Below are 16,094 nucleotides of genomic sequence, written 5' to 3' on the forward strand. Positions count from 1 at the left end.
TAGTGACAGTGAGCAGAATCCGGCGGGTCCGCCGGATTTTTTGCAAGTATTAGCCCCGGTATTGAAGCCAGCGCCCCACTTTGTGGGGTTATTTTTGCTGTGCTTTCAAAAAAAGTAAAACCGTTTCCCTGCTAATGTAGTCAGTATATATAGAAATTCTAATAAAGAGCAGAGAGGGTGAGAAGTCAGAGCATGGAGAATCTTTTGGATGGGGAGCGGGTGCTTGCTGTGGAAGAGGAGGAACAGCAGTTTATCCGCCAGGTCGCGGAGCAGAGGAAAATCCTCTACGGGATCGCCTACAGTTACTTGAGAAATGAACCAGATGCACTTGAAGTACTGCAGGAAAGTACATACCGGGCCTGGATCAGACGCAACAGCCTCAAGGACCCCGGGCGGTTTGCCCCCTGGTTGACCCGCATCCTGATCAATTGTTGCAAGGATGAGCTGAAGCGCAGGAAACGGCTTACCCCGGTTGAACCTGTAAACCCCGGCGGCAGGATTATGGAAATGACCAGTGACCGCAAGCTGGATATGGAGCAGGCGCTGGACGGCGTGAAGCTGAAATACCGCCAGGTGCTGGTGCTGAAATATTACCAGGATATGACTGTATCCGAAATAGCCGAGGTGCTGAACCGGCCGGAAGGAACCATCAAGACCTGGCTGAACAAAGGATTGAAGCAGCTGCGTGATAAGTTAAAACGGAAGGGGGCATGGGAGCATGATTCAGAATGAGGAAAAGCTGCTGAAGGATTATTTTGACGAGCTGTCTCTGGAGGCAGCGGAGGTACCCGAGGTTAAGCTGCTTACGGCTATCCGCAGCGGGGTCCATGGTTCAAGAGGCGGGCGGATTCCGGGCAGAAGGGGTTACTTCCTGGGCGGATTAGCTGTGCTGGCCATTGTACTGATGTTTGCGGTTCCGTGGATTGGCGGGCGTGAGGGGCTGCCTAACAGTACTATTCAAAGTCAGCTTGGCTCCGTGCACGACTGGGGGGAGTTTGAGGTATTCCGTACGGCTGTCGGGAGTAATCTTACGGTGTCATCAGCCCTTGATGCAGGCTTGGTGCAGCGGGTTAACGGGACTTCAGCGGAACGGAGCGGATACAGACTGACTGTAGACGGCATCGCAGCCGACCAGAAGGGGATTATCATTCTCTACTCTCTGCAGAACCATACACTGGAGAAGACGCGAAAGTTTAGAATATCCATGGTCAACGAAGAGGATGCAATGGTAGATCGGTATGGGCCGAGGAGTGCGCAAAATTCGAAGCCGGGTATCACGCGCGGATATCAGCACATTTTGTGGGACGAAGAATATACGGAATTGCCGGATCAATTGTTCGTAAAAGCGGGACTCTATGACGAGAACGAACGGGATGTAGCGCGCTTCACAACAGAAGACTATGCAGCAGAACTGTCCGTGCCGGTAGCTCTGAATCAAGAAGCTCTTGCCAAAGCCGGACAAACCATCAAAATAGATCAAAATATGATTCTTGCAGGCCAGAACATTAAAATAAACAGCGTGTATATTGCGGCATCCGGCATTTATGTGGAAGCAGAATATGATGAGCGGAACTCCAAAGAAATCTTCGGATTGATCTCGCCCCAGCTAATGCTGGGCAGGAGCAATGACCTTACGGAGTTACATACAAAACGCTCGATTTCCCAAGACAGGATTCGAACGCTCGTTTTTGACAACGTTAATACCTCCAAGGAGCCGCTGGAGTTGAGAATCAATGGAATCCAGGCTCTGGACAAAAATGCAATGGAGCTTGTGATTGATACGGATAAGAAGCAGGTAATCAAAGGGCCGGATGAACGAATAAAGGTTTCTGTTAATACCGGTGCTTCGGGTAAGCGGACCATGCTGCTGGAAGTCTATCCGTCTAAGCAAAGAGTCAGGGCAATTGACGATGTAAACATGATTTTGGACGAGGACTTTACAGATGGCTCGGGGACTCAGCATACCACAAGGTTTGAAGACATCAGTGTGCCTATGCGCAAGGAGAGCACTCTTCAGGGAGCCATTCCTGTTTTGTATTATTACAATATAGGTAATGAAGCGCTGCCAGAGCCTCTAACATTCAAGATTAACAGCTACCCCAATCCGATAAAAGAACAAGTTTCCCTCTCTATCCGCAAATAGTCGCATAAGCATAATAAGAGCCCTGACCTTCTAGCTGAAGGTGCAGGGCTTATTGATTTTATTCTCCCGCCAGCGCATCGCAAAAGGCTTTGCCGTAAGGCGGAAGATCCGGTGGCCGGCGGGCCGAGATGATATGTCCGTCAGTGACGACAGCCTCATCCTTCCAGATCGCCCCGGCATTTTCCATATCATCACGGATGCCGGGAGTAGATGTAACTGTCACACCGTCCAGTATTTTCGCAGAGATCAGCACCCAGCCGGCATGGCAGATTTGGCCGATTGGCTTCTTGGCGGCGTTGAAATCCTGCACCAGCTTCAGCACTGCGCTATATCGGCGGATTTTATCGGGAGCCCAGCCGCCCGGCACCAGAATGCCGTCATAATCGGCGGCGTTCAGTTCATCCCAGGAATATTCGGCTTCGGCGGGTACGCCATATTTTCCAACGTAAGTTTTGTCTTTTTCCAGTCCGGCCAGATGCACTTCGGCACCTTCCTCCCTGACACGGTACACCGGGTACCACAGCTCTAAATCTTCGAACTCATCGTCAACGAGTGCTATGACCTTTTTTCCGGTTAGTCTCATGCTTTGCAGCTCCCTTCATCAATCTTGACTTCAGTTCATTCTAGCAAATTTGAAATATGAAGTCATCCCGGGCGTAGGAATACTTTGCTTAATTGCCAAATAAATCATTTTTTGCAAATCGGAAGGGATTAAGGGGAAGCAGGTCGAATATAGCAATTGAACAGGAGAGTTTTCGTTTTTTTTCTTAAAGATAGCCGTTCAGGGAATCTTATTACTAAGTCTGAGGTGTGGGAGATGCATAAGGAACAATTAATGAAGAAACCGTGTGACTGCGGCGGTATCATGACCATACATATGCATACGCTGATCTATAGTGCAAAGATAAAAATAACACATGTTCCAGTCTACACCTGTACAGAATGCGGCCGTTACGAGCCTCTGCCATTTATCAAAAGCGATCTGGGCAAGCTGATCCACGAACTCGGGGAATCACCGCCTAAGCGGCATATTTCGTTTGCGGACAAGAATGAATGGGCAAGTGTACTTAAAGAAACTTTTGCTGCTGGATTGTTCGCGGGTGGTATGTCCGAGGTAGAGGACGCGATCCGGAGCGGCATACAGGGACGCATAGACTTACTGCTGGATGTCTACCGGGTGGCAGCGGATCTTCTTGATCGTAAGTGGATGGACGAAACTGGAAAAAGAATATCTCAATTGACAGTTCAATCGGCAGAAAGAGCAAAATAAATGCAGAATAAAGCGGATTCTGAAATTTTTTCTGCAAAATCAATGAAAATCTTTCACGAATGTTGGATTTTTCACGCGCTTTTTGATACGATAGAATCATATCAGACAAACCTATGAATGCGACAAGTTCATTAGAAGCAATCATTCGGAGAAAATGATGCAACAGCAGGCCTTTATTCCGTATAGCGATAGCGTTCTCGGCCTTTTGAAAGAAATTTTGAAAGGAAAATGAAGCGTTATCATTGCACAATTGTACAAAGTGTCGTATCATAATTTTAATTAGTCGAACGATAAAATTTATCGCAATGGAGAGAGTAATTTGACGGTAACCATTTACGATGTAGCTCGAGAAGCAGGCGTATCTATGGCTACGGTATCACGGGTTGTGAACAATAACCCGAACGTGAAACCGCAGACCCGGAAGAAAGTTTTTGAAGCGATTGAGCGTTTGGGCTATCGTCCAAATGCCGTGGCGAGAGGTCTCGCCAGCAAGAAAACGACAACCGTTGGGGTTGTTATCCCCGATATCTCGAACTCGATTTTTGCAGAAATTGCGCGTGGGATCGAAGATATTGCCAACATGTATCATTACAACATTATTTTGTGTAACGCGGATAAACGCAAAGAGAAGGAAATTCGTGTTATCAATACGCTTTTGGAGAAGCAAGTGGACGGTCTGCTCTTCATGGGCGGGACGGTAACTGAAGAGCACATTCAAGCGTTCCAGACGTCTGCTGTGCCAATCGTGCTTTGCGCTACGCGTGATGAGAAGGGAACCTATCCTTCAGTTGACATCGACCATGAGACGGCGGCATTTGATGCTGTGAACACACTGATCCGTCATGGTCACCGCGAAATTGCGATGATCAGCGGTACACTGCAGGACCCTGCCAATGGATATGCCCGTTTTCAAGGTTATAAGAAAGCACTGGAAGCGGCAGGCATTGAGTATCAGGAGGACCTGGTCCGCATCGGGAACTATCGTTACGAATCCGGTGTCGAAGCCATGAAGTATTTCCTGGGGCTTAAGAAGAAGCCGACGGCTATATTTGCTGCAACCGATGAGATGGCGATTGGAGCAATCCACAGTATTCAGGATGAAGGTCTTAAGGTTCCAGATGACTTTTCAATCATCAGTGTTGATAACATCCGCATGGCATCCATGGTTCGTCCATTGCTGACCACAGTAGCACAGCCAATGTACGATCTGGGTGCTGTAGCAATGAGACTGCTGACGAAGCTAATGAAGAAGGAAACTGTTGAGAACCCGAGGGTTATTTTGCCGCATGAGACGATTCTCCGTTTGTCTGTCAATCATGTGAATAAGTAAACATTCGAATAGGTTTGAATATCAGTGCGTAGAAAGCTCCTTTTGGGGCTTTTTATGTTTTATATCGTTGATTTTGACCGTAGGAGGATACATATGAACGAAGTCATTGGATTAATTGGAGCGATGGACGAGGAGATTAAACTGCTGCTCGACAGCATGGATGACAAAGTGAGCACTCTTAAGGCGGGTATTGTTTATTATACTGGTACAATCTCCGGCAAACAGATCGTTCTCTGTAAATCGGGGGTCGGCAAAGTGAATGCTGCGGTAACGACACAAATTCTGATCGATACCTTTGGCGTGGCACGTGTGTTGTTCACAGGTGTTGCGGGAGCGGTACATCCGGATCTGGGCATTGGGGATATTGTGATCTCAACGGACTGCATTCAGCATGATATGGACGTTACCGCTCTTGGCTACCCGCGGGGTGTGATCCCCTATCAGGCGGTATCCTCTTTCCCCGCAGACCCTGCTCTTGTTCAGTTGGCAGAAGAGGCCTGTATGAGTCTGAAGCAAAAGTGGATTACGGGAATAGTGTTGTCAGGGGATCAATTTATTGCCAGCGCAGCCGTTGTGGCTGGGCTCCGTGAGCATTTCAACGGGGCATGCGCGGAAATGGAAGGGGCCGCCGTTGCACAGGTTTGCTTCATGAACGATATTCCTTTTGTGATTATCCGCTCCATGTCTGATAAAGCAGATGGTTCGGCACATGCGAATTATCACGAGTTTACGGTAACCGCCGCCGAATGCTCCCATGCTATCCTTGAATATATGCTGAAGGCGATGTAAAACATTCCTTCCGGAGATGGATCTGCCGCGTTAGTACATGAAACGCTGCCTGAACCGCACCCGGTCAAAGGTTTCCTGCGAAGACATCGGCACTTCACGGCCGATACGGACCATGAGGCAATTGGCAGGGTGGGAGCAGATCTCCGGATCATCTGTGGCATACCACACCATGTCCACGGTTTGCATAAGCTTCTCCATCATCTGGCGGTAAGCCCATACATCAAGTCCACTGCCTTTAAGATCCCAATGCCAGTAATATTCGGTTGTAAATACGATGCAATTCTCCAACTGTTCCTGCTCAAAAGCGCTGGTAATCAGCAGCTTTGCAAGCCCCATCCCCCGATATCCATCCGCTACTTCAATAGCACCCAGCTCTATAAGATCTACCATACCGCCCTGGGACCACAGCTCCAGTTCATCAGGATAGTGAAAAGTAACATATCCTGCGATCATGTTGCCTGCAACAGCAGCTATTACACGGCCCTCAGGCAATCCAGCAATCTCTATAAGCGCTTCCAACTGTTCCTGCGGTTTACGGAAGGCATCCAGATCAGGATGCATCTGCAGGCCTTTCAGCGTGTCTGGAGATAGAGGTCCACTAAGGGTAAGTATACTATCTTGCTGATGAAGGATATGGGATACAGGAATTTTGCGGTGCTCCATGGCCAGGCTCCCTTCAGTCACTATAATCTAGAATGTAACCGCTTCCTGTGATATACTAGGTCCGACATAAAATATTCACAATTGATCCATTGACAGCATTGCTTAAGAGAAGAGTCTCGCCCTTAAAGCTTAAATCAAACGAGTGAGGGAGGCAAGAGTAATGGGGCAAGTCCACAGCGAAATTTTACCGGGCCGCGTGAAGCAAGCCAATATGGCGGATTATTCCCGGGCAGTAAGCGAATTCCGGTGGGAGGATGTGGAGAAAAACTTCTCCTGGCATGAGAGCGGCAAGGTGAATATGGCTCATGAAGCGATTGACCGGCATGTGCTCGAAGGCCGCGGAGCAGCAACGGCTTTGATCTACAGTGATGCGGTAAGGGAAGAAATGTACACGTTCTCAGATCTGCGGGAAAGGTCCAACCGCTTCGGAAACGTGTTGCGTGCGCACGGTATTGGCCGGGGAGACAGAGTATTTATTTTTATGCCCCGCAAGCCGGAGCTGTATTTCAGTCTGTTGGGTATTCTCAAGGTAGGTGCGGTAGCGGGACCGTTGTTTGAGGCGTTTATGGAAACGGCTGTTAAAGACCGCCTGGAGGATAGCGGCGCCGTAGCTCTCATAACCACACCGGAGCTGCTGCATCGGGTCAAACGTGAAGAGCTGCCTGCGCTGAAGCATATTTTTGTGGTAGGAGGCACTGCAGATATTGAACATGGGCTAGTAAGCTATGAAGAAGAAACCGCTGCAGCGTCAGTGGAGCTTGATCCCGAATGGCTTAGTCTGGAGGATGGGCTGATTATGCATTATACTTCCGGCTCAACCGGCAAGCCCAAAGGTGTATACCATGTGCAAAGAGCAATGATTCAGCATTATTATACAGGGAAGATTGTACTTGACTTGCGTCCTGACGATATCTATTGGTGCACAGCCGATCCAGGATGGGTCACGGGAACCTCTTATGGGATTTTTGCCCCTTGGCTGAACGGTGTGACCAATGTTGTACGTGGTGGCCGCTTCAGTCCGCAGGATTGGTATAAGACCATTGAACGGTTTGCGGTTACTGTATGGTACAGTGCACCTACCGCATTCCGCATGCTCATGGGGGCAGGAGAGGCAAGCCTGCAGGGGATGGATCTTAGCAGTCTGCGTCATGTCCTGTCAGTAGGGGAACCGCTGAATCCCGAAGTGGTGCGCTGGGGAGATAAATTCTATCGGCAGCGCATTCATGATACGTGGTGGATGACGGAAACCGGAGCACAGCTGATCTGTAATTACCCTGGAATGGATATCAAGCCCGGCTCCATGGGGCGGCCACTGCCCGGTATCGAAGCTGCTATACTGGATGACCGGGGTAATCTGTTACCGCCTTATTCCATGGGCAACCTGGCCATTCGGACCCCTTGGCCCTCTATGATGGGTAAGATCTGGAATAACCAAGCGAAATACGAGGAGTACTTCCGCATTCCCGGCTGGTACATCTCCGGAGATTCTGCTTACATGGACGAGGACGGCTATTTCTGGTTCCAGGGCCGTATCGATGATGTCATCAATTCCTCTGGTGAGCGGATCGGACCTTTCGAGGTGGAGAGCAAGCTGGTAGAGCATCCTGCGGTAGCTGAAGCCGGGGTTATCGGTAAACCGGATGTTATGCGGGGAGAGATTATTAAGGCGTTCATTTCTTTACGGGATGGTTATTTCCCCACGGCCGAGCTGAAGGAGGAAATTGCGGCTTTTGTCAAAACGGGATTATCCGCTCATGCAGCGCCGCGTGAAATCGAATTCAGGGAAAAGCTGCCCAAGACCCGATCCGGTAAAATTATGCGCCGCGTTCTGAAAGCCTGGGAGCTGCATCTCCCCGCAGGTGATCTGTCCACCATTGAGGATTAAAGAGCGATATAGGTATACCAAAAAACACCACTGCCGGCCATGAACCGGTAGCGGTGTTTTTTGGGTTTCGAGAGTCTGACAGTTTCTGCAGACCAATATTAAGGTGTTGTAGCTCCGGCATTCCCGCCAGCAGCGTTTCCTCCGCCAGCAGCAGCATTGCCTCTACCTGTGGCATTGACTTCTTCACCAGCGGCATTAGTGCCCGATCCGGCAGGAACGTCAGAGCCACCCGATGGCGGGATAATAATCATCCCGGGATCCTCTGTAGCTGACGGCCCGGCTCCCGGGTCGGGTGTCGCTTCTGTATCCGGAATATCTGCCGGTGGTGGAGTCGATTCCGGGGTAGGTGTAACTCCTCCTGCTACACTGCCGGATGCCGACTCATGACCGGCAACATCTACGGCAGCCACATAGAATGAGGCATTTACGTTAGCCGGAGTACCTGGTGTAAAAGTAGTCCCTTCACCAACAGACAGAACAGCCTGCTTCTTGAACGAACCACCGTTCAGCGAACGGTACAAGCGGTAGCCGACTACATCCGGTGAACCGCTCGGATTAAAGGTAATGACAGCCTTGCCCGTACTGTAGGATACATTGACTCCGCTTGGAGCTGTTGGTGCACTGCCATCATCCACACGGGGATCAACCTCGGTAGGGAAGTCGGATTTGGCATCTTCAGGCATATAATATTCCAGCGGTTCATGCTCCTTCATTGATGGGAAAGCGGCAAGCAGTTCCTTTACCAGATCCTGAATTGGTTTTTCACGCTTGACGACAATTTTTTGTTTGAGGAAGTCCTCAGGTGTGCCATCCAGAGGGATATAGTTCACTCCATTATAGCTAATATACTTGGCTTTGGAGATTCCGTCATCACTTGCGGTCGGCACAAATTTTGCATTGAATACATCTGTAGTGAACCTGTCGGTCAAGTCAGTAGGAAGCTTACCGCTGTATGCAGACACTGTCTTTTTGACGATTCCTTCAGGTTTTGGGAATTCCTTCGTGACAAAAAGCTCAGGCTGCTTATCAATAACGGCATTCATCACTTTCGTCCATAGGGTCTGTGCCTGCCGTTTCTGGGTATCGCCCTGTAGAGTATGAATTTGCTCCTTGTAGCCCACCCACATGCCAAGGGTCACATCCGGTGTATAGCCCATAAACCACACATCCCCATAATTTTGGGTAGAACCGGTTTTGCCGACAATCGGCACATCTTTGAAGTGCTTATAGTTTTTCTTAACTGTACTTGCTGTTCCTTCGGTAATAACCGTGCGCAGCATATCCGTCATCAGATAAGCGGTTTGCTTAGAGTAGACCTGCTCGGGATTTACTTTATGCTGGTAAATAATTTTACCTTGGGAATCTACAATCTTCTCGATCATATAGGCGTCATTGAATGCCCCCTGATTCCCAATAGAGGAGTAGGCATTTGTTAATTCCTCAACTGTAACCCCATAGCGTAACCCGCCGATAACCCCGGTCTGGGCGTTGTAATCATTATCCTGTATGGTGGTAATGCCCAGTTTCTTGGCAAAAGCCCATGCCTTCTCGATTCCAACCTTCTCATTGAACAGCTTCAGGGCTGGCAAGTTCAAGGATTTGTTAAGCGCATAACGGGCTGTGACCAGACCCTGATACCGGTTGTTGGCATTTTTCGGTATGTGGAATCCTTTACCTCCGTCTTTGAGAATAATCGGCGCATCATCCAGAATGCCAGCAGGCTGAATGAATCCAGCGTCCAGCGCAGGGAGGTAGGCAGCTATCGGTTTCATGGTCGAACCCGGCTGGCGAACCATTTGCGTAGCATAGTTCATCTGCTCAATGTTGAAGTCTCTGCCTTCAATCATGCCCAGGATAGCCCCGGTTTTGTTGTTGATCATCATGCCTGCCGTCTGTTCCTTGCCTCTCGCCTTGCTGTCCTTTGTGAAGTTTCCGCTGTCCTCGGAGATGCCGTGCATAGCGCTGTATACCTTTTTATCAATCGTTGTATATACGCGGTAGCCTCCGGTCATAAGCTGTTGGCGCGCTTCCTCCAGCTGCACACTGTTATCTTCAGTAGAAGGGGAATTCGGATCGACCACACCGTTATTGCCTTCATTGATGGACAGTAGGACCTCGGCCGCTTTGCGTTCCGTCTCTAGCATCAAATAAGGATATGTAGCGTAAGCCTTCTTCGTATGCGGCGCTAAAGAACTCTTGATATCAAACTGGAGTGCTTCGTTATACTGGGAGGCAGTGATTTTGTTCTCCTCCAGCATCCGGCGAAGTACAAGCTTTTGGCGCTCCATGGCACGTTTAAATGCGGTTTCATTAAATGCACCAACTCCATTAAACGCGGAATACTTGGAGGGGAGCTGGGGGAGTCCGGCTAAATAAGCAGCTTGGGCAATATTCAGCTTTTCCAGGTCATCTAATCCGAAAATCCCTTTAGCTGCAGCTTTGATACCGTACACATTGTAGCCGTTGGATCCGTTTCCGAAAGGAACCTTATTCAAATAGGCCGTCAAAATTTCCTGCTTGGATAAATATCGTTCCAACCTTAGAGACAGCAGGATCTCCTTGATCTTGCGGTCCTCTGTCCGGTCCAGATTAAGGAACACGCGCCGCGCCAATTGCTGGGTCAGGGTGCTCCCGCCGGTCTGGACGGATTCGTTCAGCAACTTTTGCTTAACGGCACGCAGGGTGCCGCTGAAATCGACCCCTTTATGATTGTAGAAATTATTGTCCTCTATAGCGAGAACGGCATCAATCACGAGCTGCGGAATATTGTTGAATTCTACAAGTCTTCGGTCCTCTTCAGTCCGGAGCTGGCCAATCGGTTGGCCATCGCGGAAATACGCAAAGCCGGTAATGGAATTCTGGCTGACTTGCTGTTGGATCAATTCTTCGGAGCGGACAGGATCGTCCTTCACTATGGAAGTGACATAGCCTGCCACAGCACCACCGGCAAACAGTATGCCGAGTATGCCGAGTATAAACATCCACTTCACGACGGAACCGAACCTGCGGAGCCAGGATCTACGGGGTGGACGCTGCTTTACGTTCTTCTTTTTGTTCTCCTCAACCATCGACGTTAATCCTCCTTTTAACGGAACTATTATAGCACAATTTGGCGATTTTGAATGCGCCCCTGCGTTAGGCGGCTTTTCAGCCTGTATTGACTTTTGAAAAGCGGCTGTGATACAAATAGATTCAATTAGATATCATAAAGGCGTGGAAGGACATCAGTAGAAGGCAAGCCATGTGTTTCAGAGAGCCGGTGGGTGGTGCGAACCGGTAGCAGGCCCCTTTGAATTACAGTCTGGAGCTGACCGGAGGAAAGACAATCTGAATTCTGGCTTGTCCAGTAGTCCGGTACCGGGTATGATCCCGTTATCTTAATGAAGTGGAGGATTACGGCTGCGTCCAGCGCGGCGGATCTTTAATTAGGGTGGTACCGCGAGTCTTTTGCTCGTCCCTTGTGGGATGAGTGAAAGGCTCTTTTTGCGTTATTTGAACATGGAACGAAGGATGCACTAACAGATTTTTTAGGAGGCGTAATTATGAAATGGGAAGAGTTGACCTGTGCGCAGCAGCAGGAAGTCGAGCGGCAGCTGGAAGTGGTCTCACGCGGAGTGGTAGAAATTGTGCCGGAAGAGGAGTTGAGAGGCAAGCTGATGAAGTCTGTAGTGACGGGGGTTCCGCTTAACGTTAAGCTGGGACTGGACCCTTCGGCTCCGGACATCCATATCGGGCATACGGTTGTGCTCCACAAGCTGCGTCAGTTTCAGGGGTTTGGGCATGTAGTCCAGCTGATTATCGGGGATTTCACTGGACGGATTGGTGACCCTACAGGTAAATCCGAGACACGCAAGCAGCTTAGTGAAGAAGATGTGCAACGCAACGCGGCGACGTACAAGCGGCAAATTTTCAAGATTCTTAATCCTGAGCAGACACAGTTACTATGCAACTCGGATTGGCTGAGTCTGATGACTTTTGCAGAAGTAGTAAATTTGTCGTCAAAAGTAACCGTGGCCCGGATGATGGAGCGTGACGATTTCACGAAACGCTTCCAGGGCGGCCAGGCCATTAGTATTCATGAATTTTTCTACCCGCTGATGCAGGGAATGGATTCGGTTGAGAACAAGACTGATATCGAGCTGGGCGGTACGGATCAGAAGTTCAATATATTGATGGGGCGTACTCTGCAGAAGGAATACGGTGCAGAGCCGCAGGTTGTCATACTGATGCCTTTGCTCGAAGGGCTCGACGGAGTTAAGAAAATGAGCAAGAGTCTCGGCAACTACATTGGTATCGATGAAGATCCGAATGAAATGTACGGGAAGACCATGTCTGTTCCGGATGAGCTGATGCTGAGATACTATGAAATGGTTACGGACCTCAGCAGTGAGGAGCTGGCTGCACTGAAGGAAGCTCTGTCGTCAGGGAAGGCACATCCAAGGGATGTCAAAATGAAGCTGGCCTATACCTTTGTACGCCTATACCACGGTTCAGCAGCAGCGGAGTCTGCGCAGCAGCATTTCATCACTGTCTTTCAGCAGCGGTTGCTGCCCGAGAATATCGAGATCTATAATCTCACAGCTGCTGAGCTTGAGAATGGCAAGATTCAGCTGGCCGAGCTACTGACCCGAATTGGTTTTGCGGGCTCAAAAGGTGAAGCCAAACGAAGCATTAAGCAAGGCTCAGTAAAATTAAACGAAGTGAAACAGGAAGAAATGAATGGTGAATTCATGCCGGTAAACGGAGATATTATCCAGGTGGGCAAGCGGAGGTTCATTAAGTTGAACTTGGTCTAGCAATGCTAAATAACCAGCGAAGGAATTTCTCCCCGCTGTACTCTTGTTCAATGGAAATGAAAAAAGCCCCCAGATTGCTCTGGAGGCTTTACTCGTTTTCGCAATAAGCGAAATCTTAACGGTTGTAGAATTCGACGATTTGCTTTTCATCGATATCTTGGGACAGCTCGGCACGTTCTGGCAAACGAATGTATTTGCCTTCGAAAGAGCCATCAGCATATTCCAGATAGCCTGGAAGGTGGGAACGGTTTTCCAGAGCTTCTTTGATGGAAGCCATAGCGCGGCTTCTTTCACGAAGTCCGATAACGTCGCCCACGCTTACACGGTAAGAAGCGATGTCGACTTTTTTGCCGTTAACGGTAACATGTCCGTGGGATACCAGCTGACGCGCACCAGCGCGGGAGTTAGCAAAACCAAGACGGTATACCAGGTTGTCCAAGCGGCTTTCGAGCAGGAACATGAAGTTTTCGCCCGCAATACCCTGGAGCTTTTGTGCTTTAGTGAAGAGAGTCTTAAACTGCTTTTCACCCAAACCGTACATGTGGCGCAGTTTTTGCTTTTCCAAAAGCTGCATTCCGTAGTTACTTACTTTTCTGCGTTGGTTAGCGCCGTGCTGTCCTGGTGGGAAAGGGCGTTTCAGGTCTTTGCCTGTACCGCTAAGGGAAATGCCCAGACGGCGGCTGAGTTTGAATTTAGGTCCGGTGTAACGTGCCATGTTATAGTAGACTCCTTTATAATTGAAATTTCATGTTAGGGCCTATTTGCGCCGCAAATCGTATCCGTGAAAGCGTTAGATGGTTTCACACTGCCGGGGAAGTTCAGCCGCTGCCCTGGCAGTAACGAGATGCGTGAGGGTGACACAACGTTACGCCCAATTAAGACTTGTTACAGTCTTGTTCAACAATAAATATTATATGAAAATGACAGGTAAAGTCAAGAGCAACTTAAAAGAGTTTTTGTCTATCTTTGTCGTTAGTTCTTTGGTCCTAAAAAAAATCCCGGTTTTGAGGAAAATATAATGCAATACCTAAAGAAAGGGAGTAAAATATAACTAATTAGATGTTATCGGAAAGCTATTTTAAAATTATCCTTCTCTTTCTTGTTGAAACGTTACAGGCCTATTTGAGGGCGGCAAAGTCGTTTCTGCTTGTTTTGAGATGCAAAGGGGATCCTCTTTATGTCAGAGCGGGAAGCATACGAATGCAAGGATAATCGTGTGCTGTTACAGGACACCATGCAATCAAGCGGAGAGAATCAAGATCCCGCCGCATGGCTCAGGGAAATGGATATTGTATCCTATGACTTCCCTTATGCTGCCAGTTTGATTGTGGAAAGCTTCAGGGAATGGCGAAATCTGGCTGGATCGGCATTCGCGAAGTCCTGGAACTGGGGTGTGCTTAATTTTGAAGGGAAATATATTGATAATACAAATTTTATAGGCCATTCGGAGCAAAGCTGGAAGGTTCAATGGGAGGCTGCGGCAGCTTTTGCCCTAGAATCAAAAGAGCTATATACGGCACATCAAGAGGCTGATGGACATCAAATGTCCTTTTTAGTTCTGCCGATATTCTCGCGTGGTAAACGGGAAATCTTTGCTCTGCTCGGCTGCGCCATGCCGCAAGATCAATATGAACAAGGCGGATTGCATACTGCGGAAGCCATGGCGGCACATTATGAGACATGCTTTTACCGCAGATTTGAGCATGTGTTCGTGTCTGACTTGGCTGGTGTGCATCTTCATGCGGAGCGTGAGAGCAACAGGCGTTCACTGCTCTTCCAAATTGTGCAGCGGATGCATGACAATATAGATGTGAACGCTGTGCTTAATGAGGTTATTGACAGTATTTCGGCCATGTACCCGGGAGCCAGACTGGAACTCTTCATGTCACAGGACCACCGGAGCACTCATCCTCAGGTCAAACCGCTCCCGCTGTGCTGGGCCAATGATGATGTGTGCGCCAAGGCATTCAAGGATGGCCGAGTTGCCTTGTATGCCGGACGCGATGATAGCCATTCCGTTGAGATTGGCCTTCCGCTCGGCGGGAAGCAAGGGGTATATGGCGTATTTCATATGGTGATGGACAAGCCCTCTTTTCCGGAGGTCGATTTGCGCTTTCTAACCATGGTAGCTGATACTGCAGGGACTGCTTTTGAAAATGCCAAACTGTATGAACGTTCCAACCAGCTGATTCGAGAACTGCGCATGAGCAATGAACTCACTCAGCGTCTGAACCAAAGCCTGCGGCTCGGGGAGATCTTTCAATATGCCTTTGAAGAGCTGCTTGATATGTTTGATGCAGATTATTGCTGTATTTTGCATATGAATGAAGAAAAGGGCGGGCTGGAGGCGATCGCCTGCAACTATCATCCTCTGCTGGGCGAAATTATTGAGAAGAGTGCAGGTCTTGGAGGCAAGGTGTATGCCACGGGCGAGGCGCTTATTCTATCCGATTATCAGAATTCGGCGGGTACCTATTCGCGTCTGATGGATGCTACCGGGTCTAATTCTATCATCGCTACTCCACTTAGTGTCGGCGGAGAGGTTCGCGGCGCAATTATGCTTACCCACCGTGATCCGCATTTCTTCTCTTATGACAGCTACAGGCTGCTTCAAGCGATGGCTGGCCATATCGGACTTGCAGTAGGCAATGCACGTCTGCATGCCGAGGTTCGGCGTTTGGCAAACCGTGATACTCTGACCGGATTGTATGCGAGGCATTATCTGGACGAAGTAATTAAGGACAAGCAGGTTACAGATTTTTGCGGTTCCTTAATTGTTGTCGATATCGATCAGTTCAAGATGGTCAATGACACATACGGACACCAGCAGGGCGATAAAATTCTGAAGCAGGTAAGCGAAATCGTCAAGTCATCTATCCGTCAGGGAGATATTGCCGCGAGATGGGGCGGCGAGGAGCTTGCAGTCTATTTGCCCCAGCTTGGCGTTCAGCAGGCTGTATTTGTAGCGGAACGCATCCGCAATCGGGTAATGGGTGAGACCAAGCCGCGTGTTACCGTCTCCTGCGGGATTGCAGAGTGGAGCTGGACCGACGAGAAGGTCAGCGTGGAATCGCTTTTCTATCGGGCAGACATGGCGCTATATGATGCGAAGAATAACGGCAGAAACCTGGTCGTAATTGATAATAAAAAAGCCGAAGTTGGTGCGAAGAATCCTTGGGTGTAAGCCTGAGGATTCTTTTTTGTGTTTGGCTTGGGCG

12 protein-coding genes and 1 other annotated feature are annotated in these 16,094 nt (G+C 49.1%); of the genes, 8 read left to right on the top strand and 4 right to left on the bottom strand.

What is annotated here, in order from left to right; all coding sequences use genetic code 11:
- Positions 1–192 precede the first annotated feature (192 nt).
- Positions 193–732 (top strand): sigma-70 family RNA polymerase sigma factor, encoded by a 540-nt coding sequence (locus A3842_RS12690; RefSeq protein WP_074101653.1) that lies wholly within the window; start codon positions 193–195, stop codon positions 730–732.
- Entirely contained in the window at positions 719–2,143 is a 1,425-nt protein-coding gene (locus A3842_RS12695; protein WP_074101654.1) for a DUF4179 domain-containing protein, read from the top strand. The genes A3842_RS12690 and A3842_RS12695 overlap by 14 nt, the downstream gene beginning before the upstream one ends.
- A gap of 58 nt (positions 2,144–2,201) precedes the next feature.
- Here the strand turns inward: A3842_RS12695 and A3842_RS12700 are convergent, their stop codons facing one another.
- A complete protein-coding gene (locus A3842_RS12700) occupies positions 2,202–2,726 on the bottom strand; it encodes a type 1 glutamine amidotransferase domain-containing protein (RefSeq protein ID WP_074101655.1) in 525 nt (174 codons plus the stop codon).
- A gap of 282 nt (positions 2,727–3,008) precedes the next feature.
- Between A3842_RS12700 and A3842_RS12705 the strand changes: the two genes are divergently transcribed.
- The 3 genes from A3842_RS12705 (at position 3,009) to A3842_RS12715 (ending at position 5,532) form a co-directional block, all read left to right on the top strand.
- Positions 3,009–3,413, top strand: a complete 405-nt coding sequence (locus A3842_RS12705; protein ID WP_178382344.1) for a hypothetical protein — start codon at positions 3,009–3,011, stop codon at positions 3,411–3,413.
- A gap of 319 nt (positions 3,414–3,732) precedes the next feature.
- Positions 3,733–4,743 (top strand): catabolite control protein A, encoded by a 1,011-nt coding sequence (gene ccpA / locus A3842_RS12710; RefSeq protein WP_074088561.1) that lies wholly within the window; start codon positions 3,733–3,735, stop codon positions 4,741–4,743.
- 93 nt (positions 4,744–4,836) lie between these two features.
- Positions 4,837–5,532 (top strand): 5'-methylthioadenosine/adenosylhomocysteine nucleosidase, encoded by a 696-nt coding sequence (locus A3842_RS12715; RefSeq protein ID WP_074088562.1) that lies wholly within the window; start codon positions 4,837–4,839, stop codon positions 5,530–5,532.
- A gap of 30 nt (positions 5,533–5,562) precedes the next feature.
- On the opposite strand, the gene A3842_RS12720 is transcribed toward A3842_RS12715, so the two are convergent.
- Positions 5,563–6,195 carry a GNAT family N-acetyltransferase gene (locus A3842_RS12720; RefSeq protein ID WP_074101656.1) on the bottom strand — a complete coding sequence of 211 codons (633 nt, stop codon included), beginning with the start codon at positions 6,193–6,195 and terminating at the stop codon, positions 5,563–5,565.
- Positions 6,196–6,355: 160 nt separating this feature from the next.
- Between A3842_RS12720 and acsA the strand changes: the two genes are divergently transcribed.
- On the top strand, positions 6,356–8,080 hold the full coding sequence (gene acsA, locus A3842_RS12725) for an acetate--CoA ligase (protein WP_074101657.1): 1,725 nt from the start codon (positions 6,356–6,358) through the stop codon (positions 8,078–8,080).
- 98 nt (positions 8,081–8,178) lie between these two features.
- Here acsA and A3842_RS12730 read toward each other — a convergent pair whose 3' ends face one another.
- Complete coding sequence (locus A3842_RS12730; protein ID WP_074101658.1) at positions 8,179–11,148, bottom strand: transglycosylase domain-containing protein; 2,970 nt, start codon at positions 11,146–11,148, stop codon at positions 8,179–8,181.
- Positions 11,149–11,285: 137 nt separating this feature from the next.
- Positions 11,286–11,542: a binding site (T-box leader), on the top strand.
- Positions 11,543–11,622: 80 nt separating this feature from the next.
- Between A3842_RS12730 and tyrS the strand changes: the two genes are divergently transcribed.
- Positions 11,623–12,876, top strand: a complete 1,254-nt coding sequence (gene tyrS / locus A3842_RS12735) for a tyrosine--tRNA ligase (RefSeq protein ID WP_074101659.1) — start codon at positions 11,623–11,625, stop codon at positions 12,874–12,876.
- Positions 12,877–12,991: 115 nt separating this feature from the next.
- Here tyrS and rpsD read toward each other — a convergent pair whose 3' ends face one another.
- Positions 12,992–13,591, bottom strand: a complete 600-nt coding sequence (gene rpsD, locus A3842_RS12740) for a 30S ribosomal protein S4 (protein WP_025704015.1) — start codon at positions 13,589–13,591, stop codon at positions 12,992–12,994.
- Positions 13,592–14,053: 462 nt separating this feature from the next.
- On the opposite strand from rpsD, the gene A3842_RS12745 reads away from it, so the two are divergent.
- Positions 14,054–16,060 carry a sensor domain-containing diguanylate cyclase gene (locus A3842_RS12745; protein WP_074101660.1) on the top strand — a complete coding sequence of 669 codons (2,007 nt, stop codon included), beginning with the start codon at positions 14,054–14,056 and terminating at the stop codon, positions 16,058–16,060.
- The last annotated feature ends 34 nt before the right edge of the window (positions 16,061–16,094 follow it).

Origin of the sequence: Paenibacillus sp. P3E (genome assembly GCF_001909045.1) — a bacterium.
GTDB lineage: Bacteria > Bacillota > Bacilli > Paenibacillales > Paenibacillaceae > Paenibacillus_AQ > Paenibacillus_AQ helianthi.